General features: G+C 47.9%; 22 protein-coding genes and 3 pseudogenes. 14 read left to right on the plus strand and 11 right to left on the minus strand.

Going from position 1 to position 25,993, the window contains the following annotated elements; translation table 11 throughout:
• Positions 1–12: 12 nt before the first annotated feature.
• From OCY70_RS09385 to OCY70_RS09395, 3 genes are all read left to right on the plus strand, one after another.
• Positions 13–1,677 carry a glutamine--tRNA ligase/YqeY domain fusion protein gene (locus tag OCY70_RS09385; protein WP_213426604.1) on the plus strand — a complete coding sequence of 555 codons (1,665 nt, stop codon included), beginning with the start codon at positions 13–15 and terminating at the stop codon, positions 1,675–1,677.
• A 256-nt stretch (positions 1,678–1,933) separates the two neighbouring features.
• The gene (locus tag OCY70_RS09390; RefSeq protein ID WP_213426603.1) at positions 1,934–2,272 is read left to right on the plus strand and encodes a DsrE family protein; all 339 of its coding nucleotides are present in this window, start codon (positions 1,934–1,936) and stop codon (positions 2,270–2,272) included.
• Positions 2,273–3,319: 1,047 nt separating this feature from the next.
• On the plus strand, positions 3,320–3,661 hold the full coding sequence (locus OCY70_RS09395) for a hypothetical protein (RefSeq protein ID WP_249724554.1): 342 nt from the start codon (positions 3,320–3,322) through the stop codon (positions 3,659–3,661).
• 658 nt (positions 3,662–4,319) lie between these two features.
• On the opposite strand, the gene OCY70_RS09400 is transcribed toward OCY70_RS09395, so the two are convergent.
• The 3 genes from OCY70_RS09400 to OCY70_RS09410 form a co-directional block, all read right to left on the minus strand.
• Positions 4,320–5,558 (minus strand): MFS transporter, encoded by a 1,239-nt coding sequence (locus OCY70_RS09400; RefSeq protein WP_213426602.1) that lies wholly within the window; start codon positions 5,556–5,558, stop codon positions 4,320–4,322.
• Positions 5,559–5,800: 242 nt separating this feature from the next.
• On the minus strand, positions 5,801–6,493 hold the full coding sequence (locus tag OCY70_RS09405; protein WP_249724552.1) for a response regulator transcription factor: 693 nt from the start codon (positions 6,491–6,493) through the stop codon (positions 5,801–5,803).
• Position 6,494: 1 nt separating this feature from the next.
• Positions 6,495–7,463 (minus strand): sensor histidine kinase, encoded by a 969-nt coding sequence (locus OCY70_RS09410; RefSeq protein ID WP_249724549.1) that lies wholly within the window; start codon positions 7,461–7,463, stop codon positions 6,495–6,497.
• Positions 7,464–7,828: 365 nt separating this feature from the next.
• Between OCY70_RS09410 and OCY70_RS09415 the strand changes: the two are divergent.
• Positions 7,829–8,988: pseudogene (locus OCY70_RS09415) on the plus strand (IS110 family transposase).
• 151 nt (positions 8,989–9,139) lie between these two features.
• A complete protein-coding gene (locus tag OCY70_RS09420; RefSeq protein WP_213431478.1) occupies positions 9,140–10,525 on the plus strand; it encodes a hypothetical protein in 1,386 nt (461 codons plus the stop codon).
• 260 nt (positions 10,526–10,785) lie between these two features.
• Here the strand turns inward: OCY70_RS09420 and OCY70_RS09425 are convergent, their stop codons facing one another.
• Both OCY70_RS09425 and OCY70_RS09430 read right to left on the minus strand, forming a co-directional pair.
• Positions 10,786–12,030, minus strand: a complete 1,245-nt coding sequence (locus OCY70_RS09425) for an IS110 family transposase (RefSeq protein ID WP_261944499.1) — start codon at positions 12,028–12,030, stop codon at positions 10,786–10,788.
• A gap of 453 nt (positions 12,031–12,483) precedes the next feature.
• Positions 12,484–13,206 carry a hypothetical protein gene (locus OCY70_RS09430; RefSeq protein WP_213430220.1) on the minus strand — a complete coding sequence of 241 codons (723 nt, stop codon included), beginning with the start codon at positions 13,204–13,206 and terminating at the stop codon, positions 12,484–12,486.
• Positions 13,207–13,623: 417 nt separating this feature from the next.
• Between OCY70_RS09430 and OCY70_RS09435 the strand changes: the two genes are divergently transcribed.
• From OCY70_RS09435 to OCY70_RS09465, 7 genes are all read left to right on the plus strand, one after another.
• The gene (locus tag OCY70_RS09435; protein WP_006285820.1) at positions 13,624–13,926 is read left to right on the plus strand and encodes an AbrB/MazE/SpoVT family DNA-binding domain-containing protein; all 303 of its coding nucleotides are present in this window, start codon (positions 13,624–13,626) and stop codon (positions 13,924–13,926) included.
• Complete coding sequence (locus OCY70_RS09440) at positions 13,927–14,319, plus strand: type II toxin-antitoxin system death-on-curing family toxin (RefSeq protein ID WP_213430219.1); 393 nt, start codon at positions 13,927–13,929, stop codon at positions 14,317–14,319. It abuts the gene before it with no gap.
• Between the two features lie 119 nt (positions 14,320–14,438).
• Positions 14,439–14,585 (plus strand): hypothetical protein, encoded by a 147-nt coding sequence (locus OCY70_RS09445; protein WP_261944812.1) that lies wholly within the window; start codon positions 14,439–14,441, stop codon positions 14,583–14,585.
• 291 nt (positions 14,586–14,876) lie between these two features.
• Entirely contained in the window at positions 14,877–15,560 is a 684-nt protein-coding gene (locus OCY70_RS09450; protein ID WP_213430218.1) for a PspA/IM30 family protein, read from the plus strand.
• A 27-nt stretch (positions 15,561–15,587) separates the two neighbouring features.
• Complete coding sequence (locus OCY70_RS09455; RefSeq protein WP_213430217.1) at positions 15,588–16,625, plus strand: TFIIB-type zinc ribbon-containing protein; 1,038 nt, start codon at positions 15,588–15,590, stop codon at positions 16,623–16,625.
• Positions 16,622–17,419: a TPM domain-containing protein gene (locus OCY70_RS09460; RefSeq protein ID WP_213430216.1), complete on the plus strand. Its 798-nt coding sequence runs from the start codon at positions 16,622–16,624 to the stop codon at positions 17,417–17,419. The genes OCY70_RS09455 and OCY70_RS09460 overlap by 4 nt, the downstream gene beginning before the upstream one ends.
• A 27-nt stretch (positions 17,420–17,446) precedes the next feature.
• Entirely contained in the window at positions 17,447–18,430 is a 984-nt protein-coding gene (locus OCY70_RS09465) for an SPFH domain-containing protein (RefSeq protein WP_213430215.1), read from the plus strand.
• Positions 18,431–18,496: 66 nt separating this feature from the next.
• On the opposite strand, the gene OCY70_RS09470 is transcribed toward OCY70_RS09465, so the two are convergent.
• Positions 18,497–19,405 (minus strand): DMT family transporter, encoded by a 909-nt coding sequence (locus tag OCY70_RS09470; protein ID WP_213430214.1) that lies wholly within the window; start codon positions 19,403–19,405, stop codon positions 18,497–18,499.
• 107 nt (positions 19,406–19,512) lie between these two features.
• Here OCY70_RS09470 and OCY70_RS35740 point away from each other — a divergent pair.
• Positions 19,513–19,596: pseudogene (locus OCY70_RS35740) on the plus strand (AraC family transcriptional regulator); the annotation flags it as partial.
• Between the two features lie 44 nt (positions 19,597–19,640).
• Here the strand turns inward: OCY70_RS35740 and OCY70_RS09475 are convergent.
• The 4 genes from OCY70_RS09475 to OCY70_RS09490 all read right to left on the minus strand — a co-directional run bounded on the left by OCY70_RS09475 (position 19,641) and on the right by OCY70_RS09490 (position 24,663).
• Positions 19,641–20,507 carry an ATP-binding cassette domain-containing protein gene (locus tag OCY70_RS09475; protein WP_213430213.1) on the minus strand — a complete coding sequence of 289 codons (867 nt, stop codon included), beginning with the start codon at positions 20,505–20,507 and terminating at the stop codon, positions 19,641–19,643.
• Between the two features lie 2 nt (positions 20,508–20,509).
• A complete protein-coding gene (locus tag OCY70_RS09480; protein WP_213430212.1) occupies positions 20,510–22,918 on the minus strand; it encodes a hypothetical protein in 2,409 nt (802 codons plus the stop codon).
• A gap of 34 nt (positions 22,919–22,952) precedes the next feature.
• The gene (locus OCY70_RS09485; protein WP_213430211.1) at positions 22,953–24,152 is read right to left on the minus strand and encodes a hypothetical protein; all 1,200 of its coding nucleotides are present in this window, start codon (positions 24,150–24,152) and stop codon (positions 22,953–22,955) included.
• A 112-nt stretch (positions 24,153–24,264) separates the two neighbouring features.
• Positions 24,265–24,663: a hypothetical protein gene (locus OCY70_RS09490; protein ID WP_213430210.1), complete on the minus strand. Its 399-nt coding sequence runs from the start codon at positions 24,661–24,663 to the stop codon at positions 24,265–24,267.
• Between the two features lie 336 nt (positions 24,664–24,999).
• Between OCY70_RS09490 and OCY70_RS09495 the strand changes: the two are divergent.
• Positions 25,000–25,595, plus strand: a pseudogene (locus tag OCY70_RS09495) (TylF/MycF/NovP-related O-methyltransferase).
• Positions 25,596–25,670: 75 nt separating this feature from the next.
• Here OCY70_RS09495 and OCY70_RS09500 read toward each other — a convergent pair.
• A complete protein-coding gene (locus OCY70_RS09500; RefSeq protein ID WP_213430209.1) occupies positions 25,671–25,880 on the minus strand; it encodes a hypothetical protein in 210 nt (69 codons plus the stop codon).
• Positions 25,881–25,993: the final 113 nt, after the last annotated feature.

Here is a 25,993-nt window from a genome sequence, read left to right on the forward strand (position 1 = left end):
GGTTGATTGCTGGTGGAGAACCCCAATGCTACATCGAATTTTATTCGCAATATTATTGTGAATGATCTGGAAGAAGGCCGGGTGGACAAGATCGTGACCCGGTTCCCGCCCGAGCCGAACGGATATTTGCATATCGGGCATGCGAAGTCAATTTGCCTGAATTTCGAGCTGGCCCGAGAGTTCAAGGGCCGCGCGCATCTCCGCTTCGATGACACGAATCCGCTTAAGGAGGATACGGAATTCGTCGAATCGATTAAGGAGGATGTCCGCTGGCTCGGCTTCGATTGGGATGGGCTCTATTTCGCCTCCGATTATTTTGACGAGATGTACAAGCGCGCCGTCCTGCTCATCAAGAAGGGCAAAGCCTTCGTCTGCGACCTGAGCGCCGACGAGATACGGGAGATGCGGGGCACGCTGACCGAACCGGGGAAGAACAGCCCGTACCGCGATCGCTCGATCGAGGAGAATCTGGACTTATTCGAACGGATGAAGAACGGCGAATTTCAAAATGGGGAGAAGGTGCTGCGCGCCAAGATCGACATGGCCTCTCCGAATATCAATCTCCGCGATCCGGTCATTTACCGCATTGCGCATGCGACGCATCATAACACCGGCGACCAATGGTGCATTTACCCGATGTACGCGTTCGCCCATCCGCTGGAGGATGCGATCGAAGGCATCACTCATTCCATCTGCACGCTCGAATTCGAGGATCAGCGTCCGCTGTATGATTGGGTCGTGCAGGAATGCGAGATGGAGGCTACGCCGCATCAATACGAATTCGCGCGCCTCAATATGACGAATACGGTCATGAGCAAGCGGAAGCTGAAGCTGCTCGTGGACGAGGGGATCGTGGACGGTTGGGACGACCCGCGGATGCCGACCATTTCCGGCTTGCGCCGCCGCGGCTTCACGCCGGAATCGATTCGGACGTTCTGCCGGGAGATCGGCGTGACGAAAGGGAACAGCACCGTCGATTCCAAGTATCTCGATCATTTTATCCGTGAAGATTTGAAGCTGAAGGCGCCGCGCACGATGGGCGTGCTCAAGCCGCTGAAGGTCGTCATTACGAACTATCCGGAAGGCCAGATCGAATGGCTGGACGCGGAAGTCAATCCGGAGAATCCGGAGATGGGGATCCGCCAAATTCCGTTCTCGCGCGAGATTTACATCGAGCAGGACGACTTCATGGAGAATCCGCCAAGCAAATATTTCCGCCTGTTCCCGGGCAATGAAGTCCGCTTGAAGCATGCGTACTTCATCAAGTGCAACGAAGTGATCAAGGACAGCAACGGCCAAGTTATCGAGGTGCGCTGCACGTATGATCCGGAGACGAAGAGCGGCAGCGGCTTCACCGGCCGCAAGGTGAAGGGAACGATTCACTGGGTCGAGGCTTCCCAGGCGGTTCCGGCGGAATTCCGGCTCTATGAGCCGCTAATTCTCGACGAGACGGAGGACGAAGGCGACTCGACGTTCCTCGATCGGATCAACCCGTCTTCCCTGGTCGTGGAGCAGGGCTTCGTGGAGCCGAATATGAAGGATGTCGCGGGCCATGACAAGTATCAATTTTTCCGCCACGGCTATTTCAATGCGGATCCGAAATATACGAATGACGGACGCATCGTATTCAATCTTATCGTATCGTTGAAAAGCTCATTCGAGCTGCCGAAGAAGTAACTTCGAACGGGATGAGCCGCCGGGGAGTTGTTGGAGCTGCTGATGAGTGATTCCGAACTGCCAAGGGGAGATTCGGGCTGCTGATACAGTGGCTCCGTACTTGCTGATAGTGGCTCCGTACTGCCAAGTCAGGGTTGGGGACTGCTGAGGCCCTGCCCCTGAACCGCGCAACTCGGTGCGGAAGCGGAATGGCGGGAGCGCCAGGCGATGCCCATCCAAGAGTCGAAGGCTACATGCTGAGGAAAGGGTGGGTGTCATGAAAAACAAAGTCATTCTATTGACGTCGGATCGTATCGGCGCCGAAGAGAACGGGCTTGGTCCGTCCGTGCTGGAGACCTTCCTGACGCTGTTGAAGCAGCAGGAAGAGCTTCCGGCCGCGATTTTCTGCATGAATCGTGGGGTGCTTGCGCTGACCTCCAAGTCGATGGCCTCGCTGCAGTTGGCCGATCTGGCGAAGGCGGGAGTGCCTGTGCTCGCCTGCAAGACATGCGTCGATCATTACGGCATCGCGGACGAACTCGAGGCGGGGGAGATTTCAAGCATGGGCGAATTCGTCCAGCTCGCCTCCCGGCATGAAGTGCTGACGTTGGGCTAATCTTGCCCGCGAGTACTGTCATGCTGGCCAGACTTGAATAGCGCGAGCGGCTGCACCGCGCAATGTATAGCGGGTTGCAGCCGTTGCATGAACCGGGTTCCCGAGGGGACCCGGTTTTTTGCCGTTGGGGTGAAGCGCTCCATGCAGCGGGTGACGGAAAGAGCAGGCCGTAACTCTGTTATCTGGTATTTAGTCTCATTATTGGTTAATAAGGTTGATGATTAACAGCAATAAATCCTGCAAATATGCAGCTTTGCTTTCCTTGAGGGGCCCATTCCGGACCAATCCTGCAAAACTGCATCTTTTTCCTCGGGTTATCCCCATTGAAAGCTGGAACGGGTGAAATTGATGTATGAATGCATCCATTCCCCTCCCAACGAGCGAAAATCGGGAAAAATCCTGCACTCTTGCAGGATTGGTCCGACGCTCGTAATAAACAAGTCCCACCGTTCATATGTATAACCAATTTGATGCAGGATGGGGGAATAGGATGACGGTCGGAGTCCGCTTCATTAAGGCAGCGGCATTTTACTTTGCGGCGGGGGTATCATTTCCATGCTGGCGGTCTTGGCGTTCGCGATCAATGTATGGAAAAATGTCAGATAGAACTCCAAGGTGAAAAGCCGATTGAACGGCCGATGTATGGGCGTGAAAATGGGCTCGTGTCCCTCTCTCCATCTTTTCGCTTAAGCTGCTCCCTAACCGAATCTGGGCTGCATCTCATCGTACAGGGGACGCAGTCGAGACAGATTATGAAGTGCATCGAGTTACCGAGAAAGAATGTAAAGCAGGGAAGTATCCACGAAATCCTCGCTTATTTCCACTGCTCGAAGTTCGCTCCTTCCGTATTGCTGCGTACTATGACCTCTGCTGACTTTTTCCAGTGTAGTCTTGCTTCCGACTAGGCGGCCGGACTATTTCACCAAATCCGCTATTTTGCACATAACTTCTTCCACCCCTTCCTGAATCGGATTTTGTGGTTCTTTAAGTTATATTTTCTGGTAAAATATATGTAATATAAATTTGCCATTAAACAGGAGGGATAGAGTGAACAAAAAACATCGCCCCGTTCTTTCTGCGGTTGTGCTTGTCATTGCCCTTATTAATCTAGGGATATACGGTTATCCCTACTTTTATGATTATGTTCTGAATGCGAAATCCTTTTCATTCCACGATGTACTTCAAGAAAATTTGAAAGAAAAAGATATCAAATCGATTTCAATAAGGAAAACCGAAGACGATACGAAAAAAGAATCGGGAGTTGTTTTTTTAAAAGACGAACAGGAAATAAAATTATTCATAACATCTCTTTCTGAAATACAAGTAAGGGGTATCTATTCTTCCAAGTCATGGGATACAATGTACCAGATTTTATTGACGGCGAAATAAATGGAGTAACCCAGATCATAAGGTCTCTCGGAATTTCAAAAAATGGAACGATTGCAATAAGCAAATCTTATGAACCCGAAAAATTTTACACCCTTTCAGATGAATCCGTACGCGATACATTAAAGTTTCTTGAGCAAACGATCCAGAAAAAGTTGCAAGAGAAAGAAAACAAGGGTTAGCGTCAAGCTATCCCTTGTTTTTTTCAGGAACTAATGGTCAGTATTCCAGCCGCCTCCACGATAACGAACCCCAGTGATGTAGCCTTCTCCAATAACAAATCGAGTAGTCCCATCCACCTTACGATACTCTAAAAACCGAAGTTTCGCTTTAAGCGCCCTGGAGATCTGAAATCGTCCGCAGGTTCAATTCAACTTCTTGTACATATTCTCTGGCAGCCATTGTTACATTCCTCCTCATTGATTTATTGTGAACCGAGAAATTTCCTTCCATCGCGATGAATTTTTCCCTGCTCACTATATAGGGAGACGACTCTTAGAAATGTACAACCTAACGGAATAAAAAAGAGGCTGTCCGTCATTTTACGAACACCTCTATTCAGGCCATTCCTTAATTTGGTTCCAGCTTTTCGATTGCAGTGGTTAGTTTTTTGTTGTCTCTTCAAGATGATCCGGCATCGTACATGGAGATCACGGCGCTCTTACTTCGAGGGAGCTTCTGCATTCGGTCTATTGTCTTCCTTGATAAAGAGCACGGAAACGGTGCCGATGACGAGAAGGAATCCGGCGAAATAGAATCCGGCGTTCAGCGATCCGGTTACGTCGGTAAGGAATCCGGTAATATAAGGCGCCAAAATGGAGCCGCACATACCGATGAAGTTGTAGAGACCAAATGCGGTGCTTAAGGCATGCTTTGGCGCGTTATCGGCAACAACGGCTACAAGGACCGGGTTGGTGCTGATTTTTCCGAAAATGCCGTACCCGATCAAGGCCATATATAAAACCCACATATTATCGAAGGCGACAATGGAAATAATCGCGATAATGGAAAGGGGCAGCATCACTAATAAGACGGGACGGCGCGCCCCCATTTTGTCCGCAATCCAACTGAACAAGAGGGAACCGGGTATGGCTGCCCATGGAACGAGCGAAGAGACAACGGCGACTTCGGTGCCTTCAATGCCGCGGGCATGCTGCAAATAATACGGGATCCAGGTGACAACGACGAAGAAGGCATAGATCGCGCAAAAAATCGTAATGTACGCAAAAATCAGGTTTTTGCTAAAGAGTTCTTTTACTTTAAGCTTTTGAGGGGCTTTTTCATCGGTTCCTTGTTCTTTTGCTTTTGGTTTGTCTTTAATCACGATCCACATCGCGATGCCGACCAGAACGACGGGAACGGCAATAATGTAGAAGGGGGCCCTCCAACTCATCCCCAACGTGCCGACCGTGTAGCTGGAAATGAAGTAGCCAAGGGAAAGCCCGAACGCCATCCCGCTATTAATAATTGCGCTGCCTACGGTAATATGTTTTTTGGGAATCGCTTCTGAGGATAGTCCGTACTGAGGTCCGTAGTAAAAACCTTGAAATATGCCGACAAAGAGCCAGGTTGTCATGAAAAGCGCAAAGGTGGGCATCATGCCTGTAATGGCAGCGAAGATCCCGAATAGAATGACACCGGGGACAAGCACTTTTTTCTTGCCGATTTTATCGCCCAATATTCCGGACGGCACGTTGAGTCCGGCGTAACCAATGAAGAAAATACTGCTGATTAAGCCTAATTGAGAAGCCGATAAGCCAAATTCCGCTTGGATATTGTCCATGACCGGATTGAGCACGGAGCGGGTGGCGTAAATGGAAATCCAGCCTAAAAAGAAAACAATGGTGATTTTGACCCAGTAGGGAACCAGGCCCTTTGGTGCGGCATTATGATTGTCCATCTTGATTTCCTCCTGAATGTAGATTTGTACTATCTCGGCGACCGTTCAATAAAACTATAAGATAAGCGGCATAACAGTCGAATAAAAATGAAAGTGCTTTCATTGCATAAACATTAAAAATGACATAGAAAAAATAAAAGGAAGAGGGGGTATAGGCTCCATAACAAAAAAATCCCGTATTGCAAAATTTGCAAGACGGGAAAATCGTGAGACATTCATTTATTCATGAATCGGAATGCTTTTCAGCATATATCCAATGCCGGAATAAGTGACGATATATTCCTCTTGATGGTGTAAGAGATTTTTAATTTGCGCCGGATTCTTGCGATACTCACGCGTAAATATTCCACCTCATCCCGATACTGCGCTCCCCATACCTCGGATAATAAGGTCTCATGCTGAACCACTTTATCCAGGTGGAGCGATAGGATTTCCATTACGGAATATTCTGTGTGCGTAAGGTTAAGCTCTTCCTGTTGAACCCAGCATCTTCTGCTGCCCAGGTCGATGACGAGTTCTCCGGTTCGAATGATTGGCGTATTCGCCATATAGGCTTTGGCGCCATTAAATTGGCTTCTTCTCAACACGGCGTTCACTCTGGCGAATAGTTCATCCAATGAAAATGGCTTTGTTAAATAGTCATCCGCACCAAAATTTAATCCCTGCACTTTATCTTGGGAGTTGCCTCTTGCCGTTAACATAATGACCGGAACATCAGAGAACTTGCGTATTTTTTCTAGTACTTGGAATCCGTCTTGGCCCGGCATCATAATATCAAGCAGAATTAAATCAGGCGATACGAGATCGAAATTGGCAAACAGCTCTTCCGCTGAGCCTGCTGTTGTTACTTCATATCCGATGGATTTGAGGTTTGCAGCCACAAAGCGCAGAATTTTGGGTTCATCATCGACAATGCAAATCTTCTGCTTTTTCATCCTATTCTTCCCCTTTCTTTATAGGAAAATAGAGGGTAAAGGTGCTCCCTGTTCCCGGCTTGCTGGTTACTTCGATTTTCCCTCCATGGGCTTCCATGATGCCAACGCATATCGCAAGCCCCAACCCGGTTCCCCCCGTTCGTCTGGCCGCCGTTGCGTCTACTTGGTAAAAGTGATTGAATATTTTTTCAAGTTGATCTTCTGCGATGCCAATACCGTTATCGGACACCGAGATGGTTATATAATCCTGTTCTATGTCTAACGAGACATCGATTTTTTTAATTGCGGCATCGTTATACCGAAGCGCATTTGTAAATAAATTCACAAGAACCTGTTGAACACGGAGCTTATCCGCATATAAAACAAAGTCATTCCCCAGATGATTATGGAAATGGAATTCCGCATCTCGTCGAAGCGGCAGCGGAATTTGCTCCATCGATTTGGCAATCACTTGATCGGGACGGATTTTATTCATTTCCACGTACATGGTTCCGGATTCGATTTTGGAAATATCCATCCAATCGTTGACGAGACACAGAATTCTGTCAATATCTTCGTGGACCCCCTCGAGAAGCTCTTGCTGGAATTCCGGACCCCATTCTACCTCTTGCCGGAGCAAGGTTTCTATGCTTCCCTTAATATTCGTAATCGGGGTTTTGAATTCATGGGAAGTAAGCGAGATTAAATTATTTTTTAATGCGTCGATCTCCTCATCCTTTGTTATATCACGCAGCAACAGGCCTTCGCCGATCGTATCCTCATCTAACTTGACCAAAAATTTATGAAGTCTATAGTACTTTGATTTTTGCTTATGCTCCATTTTTAGTTCTGCATTTTCATCCGTGAAGAAGGCGGACAACTCTTCTTTGTCGACATCAAATAAAGCCAGAAATCTTTTGTAAACGTCATGTAGATTTTTTACCTTTTGCTCTTCTCCGTGAGCAACGACATTCAGGAAAAATTCATTCACATATTCGACTTCTTTTTGATTGTTTACGAGCATTAAGCCCTCAGACATACTTTCCAGAACAGCGAGCCACACCGCATTCTTATTGCGGATTTGTTCAAATAAACATTCATGAACTCTCGTTCGCAAACCTAGCATGAAAATAGCGAGGGTTTAGTGGTCGGACCTATTTCCCATACTGCTACTACATGACGCGAAACACGTTCTTTTTAATGGTGGTGTAACCCCGACAAATAAACTGTTGAGGATGAGTTCTGTGTACAAACCTGTGCTGGCTCTGTATGCCCAATCAGAGAACCGCGAACAGAAAAATGCTCAAGCTCGAATTCATCCGCCGTCATGTATTTCAGTTATGGAGGGAAGCCAAGATGGAAGTATTGCTTGAACGCTGTGCTGGAATGGACGTTCACCAAGAGACAATCGTCGTTTGTGTGATGACCACAGATGCTGCGGGGGAGGCCCACAGCGAGATCCGAACCTTTGGAACGATGACCAAACATCTTTTCGAACTGCTTAAGTACCTGGAGTCCCAAGGCGTTACACACATCGCAATGGAGAGCACGGGAATCTATTGGAAACCTGTCTACAACATCCTTGAAGGCTACTTCACCGTCGTACTGGCGAATGCGCAGCGCATTAAGAATGTTCCTGGCCGCAAGACGGATGTTTGTGATGCCGAATGGATCGCGAAGCTGCTTCGAGTCGGTCTAATTGAGCCCAGCTTTGTGCCATCCGAGGACTTAAGGGAGCTACGGGACCTCTGCCGACTTCGAAAAAAACGAATCGGCTCCCTAACAGCGGAGAAAAACCGAATCCAGAAGTATCTTGAAGCAGGTAACGTCAAGCTAGGCAGTGTCATCTCAGACGTATTCGGTGTATCCGGGCGCAGTTTGTTGCAACGCTTAATCGAAAAAGGTTACGTTGACGCGGAAGATGTTGAAGCGAGCGTCAAGGGTTCGATCAAGAACAAAAAAAGTGAAGTTACTGACTCTCTTTTTGGCACGATGACCCCGCATCAAATTCGATTGATTAAAGATTGTTGGGAGCATATCGAATACTTAGAGAAGTCCATTGCTCGGTTGGAAGCCGAAATTAACGATCACTTGGAGCCCTATCGGACGGAGTACGAACTGCTTCAGACCATTCCAGGTGTTAGCGAACGAACAGCTGCAGCACTCCTTGCAGAAATCGGGGCCGATATGGAGCAATTTCCATCCGCAGATCACCTTGCCTCTTGGGCTGGCGTAGCACCCGGCAACCACGAGAGTGCAGGCAAAAAAAAAGTACAAAAAGCGTAAAAGGCAATCCTCATGCAAAAGTGACACTATGCGAAGCGTCTTGGGCAATCGCTCGCTCACGAAACACGGTCTTGGCAACAAAGTTCTGGAAGATTGCTTCACGACGAGGAAAGAAAAAAGCTTGCATTGCCATTTCACGTAAGATACTTATCATTGCTTACCACATGCTGAAGAACAAACAAATTTACATCGAAGGTGGACCACAAGCACCACTCATGCAGATCAACTAACCTTACAGCATTGACGAAACATAGCGATTTTAAACAAGGCCCCTTCAAAGAAGGTGGACCGGGCATCTTATGGTCATTTCTCAGAAAATTGCTGCTTTTTAAAGACGATAATCGTTCATGAGTGCGTTTGGATTTTCACAGAAAAAAGAGTATGGCTGACCATTTGTCCAAGCTCAGTAAGGACGAGTTGGTCGCGCTTCTTGTCCATTTCTCTAACGAAATCACGGAAGTAGAGCGAGCGCTCTCGCTGAAATTTATGGACGCCGGTGAGAAGGAAAGTGTAAACCATTTTAAAAAAATGATTCGTAACTCTATTAAACAAAACTCTGATCGTTCTGGGTTTGTTGCTTATCGGAATGTTCCCAAGGCTGTCACGGGTGCCGAACAAATACTGAATAAAGCGGAGGAAGCGCTGGATAGCGGAAATTACGTTCGTGCTGCTGAAATTAATTTTTGCATTATCCATGAGATGGGAGATTTGCTGCAGATGTGTGATGATTCCGGCGGAATCGTCGGAGGTATAATTCAGGAATGTCTAAACAATATTCATCGTATATCAGTTCAACTAGAAAATAGCTCCTCTAAGGATAGAGCCGTCCTATTTCAACGAGTTCTCAAAGAGGTGCTCCATCCGAATACAAAGGGCTGGAATGAGTGGCAATTGTCTCTTCTGGAAAGTGCAAGTTATTTGATGGCCACTTCTGCGGAAAAGGATTTATGGGGTGAGTTGATCGCTAAATTAGAGGCGCATGAAAAAAGTCAATCCTTCTCCGGTACTTTTTTTACAGAGCATGCAGCTATACTTCGATACCAAGTCATTCAGAAGTTTGAAGGTGACAGTGTAGCATTGCAATTTTTACAAGACCACCTCGACAATCCGCACTTTCGCAAAATGGCGATTGAAGATTCTATCAAGAGACAGGAATTTGATCGAGCGTTGGAGCTTGCCGAGCAAGGAGAACAACAAGACGCTGAAAAAGGCTACCGCGGTCTTGTTAAACAATGGGAGGAGTATCGCTTCGAAATTTATGGGCATACTCGTCAAGTGGATCTTCAAAAGAAGCTTGCAGAGGAATTCGCAGTGTCAGGGGATTATCATTATTATATGATGTTAAAAGAATTATACAGCAGAGATGAATGGGAAGAGGCATATGAGAGGTTATTAGCCAAATTGGAAGACGAATACAACAGGAATTGGCGAACGGAGTCCTTATATACCCGTGTGCTTATTGAAGAGAAGGAAACGGAGAAATTACTGAATTATGTCCGAAAGAACAAGCGGACGGTACTGGACTACTATCCATACCTCGTAAGTAAATATGCAGAAGAGGTCTTTGATTTATTTACACAAACCATCTCAGAGGAAATCGCCCAGGCTTCCAATCGAAAACAGTATCAGAAAGGATGTAGAATGATTCGTGATCTCATGAAAGCAGGCGGGGCAGCCCATGCGGAAAAGGTTATTGAACAGTTGTGCACCACTTATCCCAATCGGCCTGCTCTTATCGATGAGCTGCGGAAGATTAAACGAGTCTGATTCGGGGGATATCCAATGTGACTACACCCGTAGAAGCCTGTGAGGCGTGGGTCATTCGGTATAATTTACATGGTAAAACGGTCTTCGATAAGTCCAGCGGTATGATGTCAAGTCCCTGATTGATGAGAATTGGAAAATTTCCTTGGCGTGCAGCAGGATCAATCCCAAAAAAGGTATCACCAAACTAGACCCAGTCGAAAATTAAGTAAAATACCATAATTTAACTGGGAATTAGAGAAGAAAATTCATGAGCCAAGGCATTATTGCTCTGTCGGCTTCACCTTCCTTCTGGGCGTATAGAGTTGGTCGTTGCGTAGCAGCACATCGACCAGACGCACAAGTTTTCTTGCCGTTAAGACGAGGGCACGTTTGTGTTGATGCTTAGGGACTTCATTGAATTTCTTCCGGTAGTACTCCCCGAATTCCGGGTCGCGGTTTTTTACCGAGTTGGCAGCTTCAACAAGGTAGTAGCGAAGGAATCGGTTGCCGGAACGAATGCGCTTTGTATCTTCCGCCTCGAAGGAGCCGGATTGGTGCTTGCGCCACGTCAGACCCGCATACTTGGCCAAGGCGGCTTGATCCGTGAAGCGGTCGATGTCGCCGATCTCGGCCAGGATGCCTGCGGCATAGACCCGATCAATGCCCGGAATGGAACGGAGGCACTGGCTGCTGGAAATGCCGTCTAAAATGCGCTCAATCGCCTTGTCGAGCTCTTTAAGCTGACTCTGGATGCTCCGGATCGACTGAATTGAGGTGCCCAGCACCAAATCAATGGAATCCTCGACAACCTTCGAGAGACGGTACGAGGCCCGAGCCGCCTTTTGAATACAGCGGGCGACGTGTTCGGGATCGGGGAAACGATTTCTCCCCTTGTCCTTGAGATAGTCAGCCAAACGGGCGACATCCATATTCGCCATCTCATCCAGACTATACTTTTCCGAGAGCATTTCCATGATGGCATGGCCGAACACGGAACTGTCCACCTCCGCGCGAAAAGCATTGCACTTGTAGAACAGATTTTGCAAAAAGTATTGCTTCTCGCGGGTAAGGTTGTGTACGAGATGGAATCGCATGCGAGTGAGCCGCTGCAAGGCGATGTACTGTTCCTGCATCACGATAGTCGTCGTGAGTCTGCCAAAACGCAGGCGGTCTGCAATGATCCAGGCATCGATGCGATCGGTTTTGTCCAGGTCGGCATAAGCGTCTTTGAATTTGTTAATCAGCTTCGGATTAATGGTGAACACCTTGGCATTCAATTGTTGAAGGGCCTCATCCTCATGCAAGTACATGGCTGGATGCCAACTGTAGACGGATGTGGCTTCAAGCCCGATATGAACCTCAGAGCAGGCTGTCTTGACCGCAGCAGAAATGATGCGATCCCGCAAGTAAGAAGCGCCGTGCAGATTGTTGGTGGTCTTGAAGGTCTCCAGGGTGTCGCCATCCGATTTCATCAAACAGGCTTCCAGTTCTTCGGAACTGACGTCAATACCGACAAAAAGCTTCAAGAGAATTCCTCCTTTCTATAAGGGATTCAGGGAACGGACTCTCCGGACTGTCTCCGGCGCACTCGCCGATCAATCACCCTCGCATATGAGAACACGCTTCGGTTCACGAGCTGCCCCGACGCTGCTACAGTCGGGCATGAGTTGCCGAAGGGAACAGCCAGCGGGTAAGAAGTGCAAGCGAGTACCGGAGAAACAGACTTAAAAAGTAGATTGGACTACAGGAGGGAGACGAATTTCCCCGAATGGAACCCTAAGTTCCATTGTCCAGAGACATTCCGGAAAGTCCAGTCCCCATATTAATTTTCAATGTGCAAGCTGGAAATTTTGAAGGCATTCTATGTTTCTATAAAGGACTGGAAAAAGACTCAAAACTGCCTTCAGGAAATACTATACGAGGAGGCTCTAACATGAACACCAAGGACTGCTCCTCTTTGAGCAGTCCTCGCAGCTAATTCAAAAAGTTATAGTGGCTCTCCAAGACCCTCCGCCTTGCGTACATGTGTAAGTGCCTGTAACCGTTCTGCCGTCCCCAGCGATGGTGCCGGTGTAGTCGCAGTTATTTCCATCGCTGCTGTTTCTACGCAAAACCTGGACGTTGTTGCCGAATATGTTGATCGTCAATACAGCCGTAATATCCGGTGCTCCAGGCATAGTCCATCTTGCATCGAAAATGTTGGTGTTTCCCCGGCGCCGCCACACCCCATTCCAGCCGCCTTCTTGTTCATACCAGACCCTGCCCAAATCGATTCTCGCGCGCCGAATGATTGTGGCCGTCCAAGTGCCTCCTCCTCGGATACATCGATAAGTCCCGCTAACCGTACGCCCATCTCTGGAGAGTGTTCCTGTGTAGGCACAGTCATTTCCGTCGCTGCTGTTTTGCCGGAGGACAAAAACAAAATTTCCGAATATATAGATCGTTAAAACAGCTGTTATAGCCGGAGCTCCAGGCATAGTCCATCTGGCATCGAAGATGTTGCTGTTCCCCCGCCTGCGCCACACCCCGCTCCACGGGCCTTCTTGTTCATGCCATTCAATGCCCAAATCTTGCTGTCGAAATGGGACGCCGGATATGTCGGAAGGATAATCAAGTTGATAATACCCATCAAATTGACCGTAACCATACGGGTCGTAACCGGATGGAGCGTAATTGGATTGACCGAAATCGTATTGATACATTGATTTTTCTCCTTCGTTGTAACTATTTTACATTATATTATGCTGGGGATTCGCCTATGGTACCTACAGCCGCCTATTTTGGGCATTCATACACTTTCGATAAGGGAACAGAATCGGCGGCAGCGGTAATAACCGGTTAACTTATATATATCGTTAATCAGATTAATTATCTGCGTGAAGCCACCGAAGCCATGTAACTATCGGTAGTCTAGCCAGCCGATAGCAGATAGTCGTCTGCTTCAGCGTAAATTTTCGAACAGGGGTTCGAATCCCCCCCGTCTCCACCATGAAAAACCCGACTGCATGAGGTCGGGTTTTGCTTTACTCCTTCGTATTTTCTGTTAGAATGTTATTAAGTTATTACATTAGTAAGGTATAATTTTGTACGCTTGGATCATACTATGAGGAGAGAACATTATGATGAATGGTGTGGTCAATATGGAAAAAGACCGTGACACAACGAAGAGGACTCGATACGCTCGCAAAATAGGCCGAATGGGCAATAGTTTAGGGATTAGTTTACCAAAGAGACTTGCAGAAAAAATGAATGTTACACAGGGTGACGAGATTGAATTTTTCGAAAATGACCAGGGAGAAATCGTCATCAAAAAGGTTTGGAAATCGAATTTGCCTGAACATGTGCGGCCTGAAGTGTTAGAAGCATTTTATGATGTTTTTCATGAGGATAAGGACATATTTAATGACCTAAGGGACCGATAAATGGTAAAGTATTTGACTAAAGAAGAAGTGGTGGCCGGACACTACTTCATGATGAAGCAGATGCGCGATATGGAACAAGCGGGCGTTAAAGATCATTCTCTTCTTGAATCTGCCGTTTATAGGCCGGAGCAAAGTGTATTTGGCGAGGATGCGTATCCAACATTATTTGAGAAAGCAGCTGCGTTGGGTGATTCTTTGGCTAAAAACCATTGCTTTCATAATGGCAATAAACGAACGGCTTATTTATCTGTAAAATCATTCCTTAAAATTAATGGCTATCATCTAAAAATGGAACGGGAATTTGCGGTGAATTTCATGGTAGACATTGTGAATGGGAAATATTCTATTGCAGATATGGCTCAAATTTTTGCAGAAAATTGCATCAAAATGTAAGATGGGGCGGCGGGGATATCTAGCTGTTTATTTGACGATTACGGAAGCAGCGCAGACCTGTATTCTTAATATCATTAAAGGCCGGTTGTACCCGGATAGAAAAACGATGAATCCGACTTATGAGCCGTATTCGACCAAGCAATATCCACAACGATATTTATACGGCGGTTGATTTCACGGAAATAGTAGGGGCCGGCTTGCCAACGATCTATCATGTGGAATATACCATCGAGAATTATCGCATTATCGAACCGGTTATTTCGTAACGCTACCGCGAATGGAAGCGACGCAATCATTCCAGAACACTTTAGATTATTTTGAAAAGGGGTTATATCCCCTGCCAATCGCTTGTATGGTACCGTCAATTTCGTCCTCTATGACGCCTTTGGCGGTACTTTTGCGTTCAAAGAATGTTGCCCCTGTACGTTTGCCGATTCCGAACAACCCGTGTATTTTACCCAAATTCACCATGCAGCCAATTTGCTCGAAATGAAACCTCCCTCCCCATTTTCCTGTATTATAAGATAAGATGGAATTTTTGCGAGGGGGAGCGCAGCATGGGAATCTTGTCGAGGTTCAGGGATATTATGGCCAGCAATGTGAATGCTTTTTTGGATAAGGCGGAAGACCCGGAGCAGACGATTGATCAGTATATGCGGAGCTTGAACCAGGACCTGGGCAAGGTGAAGGCGGAGACGGCTTCGGTGCTGGCGGACGAGGGAAGGGCTCGCAGGGCGTTGGATGAATGCAATGCCGAGATCCGCAAGCTCCAGCGTTACGCGGAGAAGTCCGTGGAAGCCGGCAAGGAAGAGGATGCGGTCAAGTTTCTCGAGAGGAAGGCAGCGCTGGCAGGAAAGCAAAGTGAATTGCATACGGCCTATGAATTGGCTTCGGCCAACGCCGCAAAGATGAAGCAAATGCAGGAGAAGCTGGTGTCGGATATCGGCCGGCTGGAAGCGCGGCATGCGGAGCTGAAAGGGAAGCTGGCGGCTGCGAAAATAAATTCAGGCGGCTCTTCCCCGGGCGATGTCAATGCCTCGTTCGATGCCCTGGAGGAGAAGGCGAATCGCGCCCTCGATGAAGCGATGGCTCTGGCCGAGCTTCGGGCAGGAGCGAAGGAAGACGATCTGGATGACCTGATTGCGCAATTGGAGAAGGACATGCGCAAGAATGCAAAACCGTCCACCAATGCGGAAGATGAATTGGCTGCACTCAAAGAGAAAATGAACAAGAAGGAATAAGGGCTTCTTTGTAATAGGGGTGAGCAGATGCCGGTTATCGAATATAAATGCCCGAACTGCGGCAGCGGGATGGAGTTCAATGCGGAAACGGGAATGCTAGCCTGCCGCAGCTGCGGAAGGGAAGACAATATCGAGCAACTTCCCGATCCTTTGATGAAGCAAGTGTTTTCGGATGAAGATAAGACCAAGGAATATCACTGCAATAGCTGTGGTGCCGTCATTATGACCGACGCGGAGACGAGCGCAACGAACTGCAGCTTCTGCGGCTCGGCTGTCGTGCTCGGCGATCGGCTGACCGGGGAGCTGGCACCGGCGAAGATTATTCCGTTTTCCATCAGCAAGGAACAAGCGATGAAGGCGTTCCGCAAATGGTGCCGCGGCGGCCTGGTGACGCCACGCGGGTTTATGACGGCGGATCGAATCAAAGGAATCACGGGGTTGTATGTGCCGTTTTGGCTGTATGATCTGCATAATGAAGTCGAGGCGTATGCCCGGGCCACGAGAGTGAGCACGTATACATCGGGAGATTACGAGTATACCAAAACGGATTATTATGATATATATCGAGAAATCCATCTCGATTACGTAAGGGTGCCGATTGATGCATCCAAGAAAATGAATGATGAACTGATGGATAAATTGGAGCCTTTTCCTTATCATAAGCTGGAAAGCTTCAAGACGCCGTATCTGGCCGGTTACATTGCCGAAAAGTACAGCTATAACGAGGAACAACTCTACCCCCGGGTGAAACATAAGGTAGAAGAATATATCCACTCTTATATTAAATCTACGGTGTCGGGATATACGACCGTGAGCTATACCGATGTCGACATTGATACCGAACTGGAGCGTGCCGATTATGTCCTGCTTCCGGTATGGATGGTGAACTACGACTACAATAAAAAGGAGTACACGTTTGCCATGAATGGCCAGACGGGCAAGGTGGTCGGCAAGCCACCGATTAGCAAAGGGAAAGTGGCCGCATGGTTTGCCGGGATTTCGGCCGCCTCCTTCCTCGTCATGCACACGGTGTCCTCCTTGATTTTGGGAGGTGGATTGTGGTGAGAAGGAAGAGAGCGACCCTCGCCTTCCTGTTCTTCTTCCTCATGATGCTGGCCATCCCGATGGATACCATTGCGGGCGAAGCGGCTGCCACGAAGGAAAAGCAGTTGATTTTCGATACAGCGGAGCTGCTTACTTCGCAGGAGGTTGAAGAGCTGAACGCGTTGGCGAATCAATACGGAGCTGAGAGGGAAACGGACTTTATTATTGTTACGATCAGCGGCCCGGAAGCTTATGACGTGAAGAAAATGACACAGGATTTCTACGATAATTATGGACCCGGCTACGATAAGCCGCATGGCAATGCCGCCATTTTGATGGTGGATATGACGCATCGGGAAGTGTACTTGGCCGGATTTTATAAAGCGGAGACCTATCTCGATGATGACAGAATGGACAAAATACGAAGCAAGATATCCTCGTATATGTCAGACGGCGACTATAAGCTCGCCTTTCAAAAATATATCCAATTAGCACATAAATATATGGGATTCCGTCCAGGGGTGAACCCGGATAATCTCTTGTTCAATACGTGGGTGCAATTAGGGATCGCGGTGGTCATCGGAGGGGGCATCGTTACCTTGATGGTCCGTCATTCCGGCGGCCGGGTTACTGTGAATTCCCGGACCTACGAGAACGCCAGCACTTCGGGCGTGGTCGCTCACGAGGACAGGTATCTTCATACCAGCACCACGAGACGGAAGATCGAACGGAGCAGCAGCAGCGGCTCAAGCGGCGGAGGCGGAGGAACCCCGTCAGGGGGCCATTCGCATAGCGGCAGCAGAGGATCGTTTTAGAGAATTAGCGAAAAGGACGGGATGAGGATGGGATTCTTCAGAAATCAATTTGCGAATGTAGTCGAGTGGGAAGAATTTCGAGACGATATGATTTTTTGGAAGTGGAGCAACCGGGAGATTAAAAAAGGTTCCAAGTTAATTATCCGCGCCGGGCAAGACGCGATTTTCGTAAATAACGGCAAGATCGAAGGAATTTTCAAGGATGAAGGGGAGTATAACATTGATTCGGATATCATCCCGTTCCTGTCGACGTTAAAAGGGTTCAAATTCGGTTTCAACAGCGGGATGAGGGTGGAGGTCCTGTTCGTGAACACGAAGGAGTTCACCGTCCGTTGGGGAACGCAGAATCCGGTTCTGATCCCGTCTCCGCAGCTTCCGGGCGGCATGCCTATTCGCGCCAACGGCACGTTTAATTTTAAAGTGAATGACTACGTGACGCTGATCGATAAGGTGGCCGGGATGAAGGACAGCTATCTGGTGGAGGATGTGAAAATCCGGATTACTTCCGTGCTGGACCAGCTCTTGATGAAGTGGATCAGCCGGGAAGGGAAGGACATGTTCAACCTGCAGGCGAATGCTTCCGATATTGCCGCAGGCATTCGTGAAGATCTGGATATGCAAGTAATGGACAACGGTCTGACGATTACTGGCTTTCAAGTGATGAGCTTCAATTATCCGCAAGAAATTCAAGATATGATTACGAAGACGGCTTCCCATGAGATGATCGGCAATCTGCAGAAGTACCAGCAGGTGTCGATGACGGACGGCATTGCCTCCGGCCGCGTCAAAGGCGGCGGCGCCGCTTCGGACATGGCAGGCATGATGATGGGGATGAACATCGCCAATGAAATGATGAAAAATATGAATCAAAACCAAAAGCCTGCGGCCGAGACATCGCCTGCCGTTTCCTCTCCTGCGGAAGGCAACAAAAAGCCGAACTTCTGTCCGAACTGCGGCACCAAAAACGAAGGAGCCAACTTCTGCCCGAATTGCGGCCACAAGCTGAACTGACCCGGGCCATCCAAAAGCCGACCATGCAAGGTCGGCTTTTTTAGGCTTTGGTGCCGCCAAAACAGGCTACAGCTCATCCGCAAGGCCAAGCAAGGCGATGCCGGCAATGACCATGACAATAATCGCGTATTGCTTCTTGTTCAGCCGCTCCTGGAGAAAGATTCGGGACAGGATGACCGAAAAAATGCTGTAGGAAGCAATTAGCGGCGCCGCAATGATGGCGTTGCTGGACATGGCGAATACATAAAAGAACTGCCCCGTTGTTTCAAATAGGGCGGCATATCCTTTCACCCGTTCCTGGAATAGGCGGAACGGTTGTTTTTTAATAAATCTAAGATATGTAAAGGCCAGAATGGCGCAAATGAAAAAGGTGTATTCATAAGCGAGCAGAGCAGCGTCTTCGCTGATTAGACTCAGCTCATCCAAATAAATCCCGTCGGCAAACGTTCCGAGCCCGTCGATGATGCAGTACAGAATCGGGAAGGTGATGGCCATGAAGCCGATTTGATATTTTTGATCGATCGCGGATAAGCTGTTCTGAAGCGCCTCGCGTTCCGCCCTCTTTTCCAAAATGGCAATGCCAATCACACCGGCGGTAATGATGGTTATGCCTAAAATTTCAACGATGCTCAGCTCGTGGGTGAAGAAAATAAACAATAATATGGCGGTGACGGCTCCTGAAGAATTTTGTACGGGAGATGCGATGGACAGCTCCATATACCGCAAGCCAATGTACCCGATCGTCATCGACAGGATGTAGAGCGCCGATACCGGCAAATAGCGAACGAGATCGATCGGATGAAAGTTAATTCCTTTGATGAACAGATAAGCGGTGGCGTGAATTCCCATAACCAATCCGACCATAATGACGATTTTAATATGGCTGAACCGATCATGAGGGTCGCTGCCTTTTTTATAAAATAAATCAGCGCCTCCCCAAGCCAAAGCGGTTATTACCGCAAATAAAAACCACATGACTTCGCTCCCCTTGTTACATATTTCACATATAGTATAAGCTCTATCATTATAAAGACTTCGCTTTGAATGTCAAGAGCAAGAGATTGCAATTCAGGTCAAATATAGAGGAGACGAAGCAGGTTTATCAGCGTCATTTCCCGGAGGGATACGGTTATGCCGTGCTGCGTCCGGTGAAGAAACGAAACTAAAATCACGAAAGCGAAAACCGGCAGAGAAAGACTGCCGGTTTGATTCACTCAAAATATCGAAGGTACACATCCTCCAAATTCGGCTTTACCGTTCGGGATTCCATATGCTCCAAGGGTTCATCGTGAACGATTCTCGCCCAGATGCCGCTTGAATCGCTCGTAATCTGGCTAACCTTGAAGCGGGACTGCACCTCGGCAAGCTCAGACTCTGTGACGCGCACCTCATGGACTTTTCCTTCCATGCCGGCCAGGATGCGTGCAGGGTCGTCTTTGACAAGAAGCTTGCCTTCCTTCATCAGAAGAATTTGCTTCGAGATGAACTCGATATCGGACACGACATGGGTCGCGATCAGCACAATTTTGTTCATGGCGATGGTCGATATGAAGTTGCGGATGCGTATACGTTCTTTTGGATCAAGCCCTGCGGTCGGCTCATCCAGGATTAAAAGCTTTGGATCATTCAATTGCGCTTGAGCGATCAGAATACGCTGCTTCATTCCGCCAGAGTAGGCGCCAAGCTTCGTATCCGCATCCTTGCGCAGATTGACGATGTCCAGCAGTTCATCGATAGTTTCTCTAGCCTGCGGGGCCTTGATCCCTTTGAGAGCGGCGATGTACCATAGAAATCTCCGGCCCGTGAAATGATGATAAATTCCTTGCTGTTGAGGCATGTATCCTAAAATATTCCGATACTCCTTGCCGAGACGAGAGATGATCTGATCGTTATATCGAATCTCTCCTTCATCCTGCTTCAACTGATTCGTAATCAGATTCATGAGCGTAGACTTGCCTGCGCCATTCGGACCCAATATGCCGTATATTCCAGGGGAGAACTCGGCACTGAAGCGATCTAGCGCCGTTTTGCGCCCTTTGTTATAGCGCTTCGTTACACGATCAATAGTCAGTTCCACGGTCAGTCCCCCTTCTGAGTGAAGCTATTGAATGTCCGCCATGCGCCAATGCCGCATCCGATGCCAAGAAGAAGCAGCATTCCATAATACATGCTCATGTTCAGCGCATATTGTGATGTTGGAAAGGCGTGATACAGTTGAAAAAGAAGATTGAAGGATATGCTGCCGATTGGTTTCCATCCCATATACTGCAGACCAAGCGGGATGACCACGATAGCGGTTGAAATTAGCAGCAGGATCGCTTGTCTGCGGACAAGCACCGCCAGGAATAGCACAACATGAACGAGCAGCAGCACGCCTCCAATCTGGAGCACGCCCATCAGGAGAACATACTGCAGGATGCTCAACGATCCCTCTACATGCCCGAGCACTTCGATGCTCTGAACCGGAGCCTGCCAATCGATGTCAGGGTAATGCCTTAGCAGATTATAGAACTTCGGTATCTGAAGCAGAAGGAGCAGGAAGACGCTGTACAGATAGGCAACGGCATGCTTGGAAAGGAACAGTTTCCCCCGGCCGTGTCGGGTGCTTCGCAGGATAGCCATCATGCCATACCTGTAATCAAGGGCGAACAACGGGCTAAGCCCGGCCAGCAGCAAGATGGTATATAACAGTCCGTCCTCCAGATCCGCCTGCTTCCGATTGAACAGCGCATCGGATGAGATGATATTCACGAAGCTTCCCGTAATTCCACGGTCTTCCTGCAGCCTTAACAAGTAATCCCTCTGCTCCTCAATGTACTGAAATGCTTTCGCCTGCTTGGCGAACTCCTCCAGCTTCACCTTTTCCGTATTATAGACCGTAAAATCAATGCTGCCGGACGTATATTGTTCATACCAATAAGCGAACTGCCGCGGCAGATCATCATATTTCGCCCTTTCTTCCTGGAGGAAGTTCAGCTTGTCTTCATTTATTGCGCCACTGATATGATTCAAATAGCGGTTATATACGATGGAATCGTAATCGAACCTTCGCTCATCCCAATCGATCTGCTGGTATACGATAACTCCGGCGAGGACCAACAGGAGAATGCTTTTTCCGGAGATGAACGATTTAAATCCTTCATGCACCAATAGGGAATTCGTACGCCGCAGCTTGAACCATGCCCCGTGCAGTCTTCTCCGCCAGCGATCCCATGGAAGCCGAGAGCCGATCCCTGCATCGGACACATAAAGCCAGGCGCATAGTACGGGCAGCAGCATCATCACAGCCCCGCCGAGCCAATACGTCAATGCCGTCTTCTTCACCGGGTAACCGAACACATTCAGGTTGCGATAATCCGCAAGAAGCTGAAAGGAATCGTAGAATGCAACCACGTTCATATATTTGAACATATTCAGGTATGAATTCGGATGAATCACGGAATAGCATAGAAAGCTGATGCCTAACAACGCCCCTGTCGCCAGGTAGACTCCTCCGGCCCGGCGAAATAATAAGAACAAGGCGGCAAGCATCCAGGCAAACAAGAGGTTGGCCGCCACCTTCAGCAGCAGATACAGGAGCAGGAACTGTCCTGCTGTCAATGCTTCGACTGCACCCTGGAATGACGGCATCGATTGGATATAACGGTGGAGGTCTCCAAAGCCATAGAGCTGCTCGCTTATCACCAAAATCGATCCATGATATAAGACGGTTAACAGCACGGTCAGCAGGCTCAGAACAACCCATTTGGCTCCCCATAGGTCAAGCAGACCGTTGCGCGTCGAACGGATGAGGCGGTTCAGCCCTTCTTCCTTCTCAACCTGGAACAAAATGATACACAGCAAAAACAAGAGCGCGGCAAGGCACATATCCGTGGACTGCAGCCGCGTGCCTGAGGTGAGCCCTTCTTCCAGTCCCAACTGCAGCGGCAAGCCGCGGAGCGGTTCAAAGTCTTGTACCGTCTTCCCAATATTGCGGTAAGAGTAAGTTCCCTCCTGATAAAAAATCGACACGGATAGCATTTCTTCCGCTCGAGTGCCCATTTCATCCATCGTCCGCCGATATTGTTCCATATGCTCGTATTGCTTTTTGATTCGTTCGATGAGATATAAATCTCGGCCAATCAGATCCGGATTGCCTGCATAAGGGCTTTGCCTATACTGCTTATACTCCTGAGGATGGGCCTGCTTGGCTTCATTGATGGCTTGATCCCAGATCTCTTCGGCAATGGTTCCTTCTTGGGCAAATGTGCTGTATAAAGCCAATAAATCCGCTTGTCTGGCGGCTACTGCCAGCCCCTCATCGGTTGGCAAGCTTCGATATTGCTGTTCCAGGCGTTGATACTCGTCTCTATGTTGAATCAGAGCTATTTGGTCCCGGAACTGCGTATTATAGTAGAACAGCCCATTGCCGATCAGCAGCAGGACGGCCAGAAGGGCGAAGACTCGTCTATGCCACACCTTCAACAGCTCATATCCGATTAATGTCATGAGGAACTCCTTGCATCAATGGCATTGTGAAGGTTTAACGGAGCTTTGTCTCCAACAAAGTTTTTAGTTTAGCCTGCCCTGACTCAATCTCTCGTTTGTCCAAATACAAGATGGAACTCTTATCCGATTGCTCGTTATGGGCAAACATATAGCGATCGTCACCTGGAAGCATTTCAATATGTTTAGAAAAAGGAGATAAATCGATCTTATGAACCAGAGTATTATCTTTGAAAATGGATAGCTGAACCGGGACGTCTGGAGCATATTCATGGACATACCCGCCTATTGGCTGAATATAAGTATATGACGAATCCTTGTAAATATAGGAAATGATAGGCGGGTGATCGATCTTAACTTCTTCGATATAATTCCCTTCCAGGTCAGACGAGTATTTCTTATGCGTTCGCTTGTCCAGTGGATCGCCATAGAAATAAGAGAAGTATAGCCTGTTATTAGCGATGCTGCGTAAGCTGGATAACCCGCCATCTCCGCGATCCCATAACGTTGTGACTTGACCATTCTGCAGATCATAGCGTTGTGTTTCATAGCCTGTCTCGTTAAATACGAGCCAGTATAATTGCGTTCCATATGGAATGATATCGGTTATCTCATTCACTTGATCAGATGCGTGGTAAATCAATTCGGGATCTTGCTTCAAATTATCAAGGCTCGCTTTGAAGACATTAACTTCCAGGTCGTTCTCTCTGCTCCCGTCTGTCGTCGTATAATAAAGATAGCCCCGGTGAATGGCCAGCGATCTGGGTGTGGCTTCAAAGGTTTTGATGACTTTTCGATTTTGTCCGTCCGGATCTAGCCTGACGAGCGTCCAAGTATTATCGAACCTCGAGCGTTTGCTTTCTCGATCCAAGTAGCTTTCTAACACATAGAGATGCGTATCATAATATTGTAAAAACTGAGGCGGCTTGGATGATGAAAATGTAACGAACGCGAAGCAGTTTTCTGTAGTCGGAATATCCATGCATTGATTGTCAGGACGATTATCCAGAAGAATGGGCTTTGTTCTCTCTTTGTCCATATAATAAATAAGTTGTTCATGAAGGAAGTAATATCCCGTCTCTGATCGGGTTATCTTCAAACCATACCCTTGTTTATGAAACATAAATGGATAATCCCATTCCAAGTGATACTCATTGTCGTCTGGAAATTTCTTGCTGGAACACCCTGATACAAGCAGCAGACATAGCAGCAGGGTAAAGGAAATGTATTTCTTCATCACGGTATCCTTTCTCTAGCTATTGCAGTTATGTGACGATAAAGAGATAATGCCTTGGGGAAAGTGATCCGTTCCCCTTCCCCCAAGGCTAAATCGTTAATGTAAAATATTACTAGTAGTCAACCGACGTAGTATCTTCCCATGTAGCTGAACCTACTTCCGCCTTATGCTCTGCAGTTGCGGATACTGACAATGCAGGCACGTATTGTGCTTTGGCGGTAGCCGAGACTCCGGGATGCTTCTCATAAGCCGAAGCTGTTGAAGAGCGAGTCACGGTTGCATCTCCATGCTTGTAGTAGTAAGTTACTTTAACATAAGAGTAGCAATTGCTGCCTCCACATGTGGTTTGCCCCGATGCGCTGTCACTGTAAATTGTTACCCTGCCAGAAGTATCATTATTTCCGGCTTTACCCGTCGTATAGGACTTGGCGTACGCCCCGCTAGCAAATAACATCGATGCTGCCAGTACAGAAGTTGCAAGAGCTAAACATTTTCTGCGGTTAAGCTTCAAGAGAATCACTCCCTAATCAGTTATTAGGTGATTTGCAAGTGATTTCTTATGATGCTCCTACCATTATTCGGCCGAATTAGTATTACAAACACCACCTGATACATATATTACCACATAATATGTTTATATGTAATAAGAATTTAAGCGCTTCTCATAATCTTCTACGTCACCTGATGCCGCTGGAATACGCGCCGGGTCACCAAGACAAGGACTCCAGTGACGGCGAGGACGCAGCTTAATTATACGTTTTTGCTATGTCACCGTGCATACCGGCTCTTTATCGTTTTGATATATTGATTATCGGGTCAACGACTGGTGTCGAGGAGGGAATCGATGGTGAGTTTGGAAGCGGCGCAGGAGTTATATTTGAAATTATTGAAGAAAACCGATCTTATTTGAAATATGGCTAGAACATGAGCCCGGAGCTACCGCCCAGAATCGATTGAACGGGCTGGACTGGCCCCCAATCGCTCACAGCATGATCGGCAGAGTACGGATGAATCAACTTCATGAGAGCATGAAGTCCGTTAGTCAAGATCGGGTCGAAGGGGGATTTTATCGAGACTGGCGTCTGGAGAGGCGGAGCCTGCATCTTTATGAGGGGATTTTTGAAGGCTTACGGAATTACGGACAAGCGGGTATGGGTAGCCGACTCCTTCGAAGGCTTGCCGCCGCCGGACGTGGAGAAGTATCCGGTCGATGCCGGGCTTGAGCTTCATACCGTCGATTATCTGAAAGTATCTATGGAAGAGGTCGCCCTTAATTTTCAGAAGTACGATCTGCTTGATGTCAGGGGCGGCTACATCATTATCGACGACTATGCCATCAGCTGCTGTGCTGCGGCAGTACATGACTTCAGAAACCTCCATCAAATTCAAGATCCGCTGATTCAGATTGACTACTATGGCGCATATTGGAGAAAGTCCAAATAAACAGGATGGAAGCGAGAGCTGGTATCTCATCCATGACGGTGTACCAGCTTTTTGCATAGTCACAATGAATATTCGCTATAGCTTCAGCGTATGTTTTCGTTCCAAGCGACGCAAAAGCTTTCTCGTGATGAGGTACGAGATGATAACGGAGATCACCAAGGATAGCGGGAATCCAGATTGCGGTGCCTCTACGGAGCGAAGGAGCGGGACGATGACCGCCTGGGTAAGGATCAGAACGACAAGAAAGCTGAGAGCGGCATGTACAAACTTTTTCAACCGGTTCACGGTTCGACCTCCTATTGCGGAATAAGACGCTTCTTGAAATGAACGCTAATCATCATTATCGGAGAAAATAGGAAAATCGTGAAGAGGAAGGAAGCGCGCGCTCAAATGACCGA

Source organism: Paenibacillus melissococcoides, from assembly GCA_944800085.1.
Lineage (GTDB): Bacteria > Bacillota > Bacilli > Paenibacillales > Paenibacillaceae > Paenibacillus_B > Paenibacillus_B melissococcoides.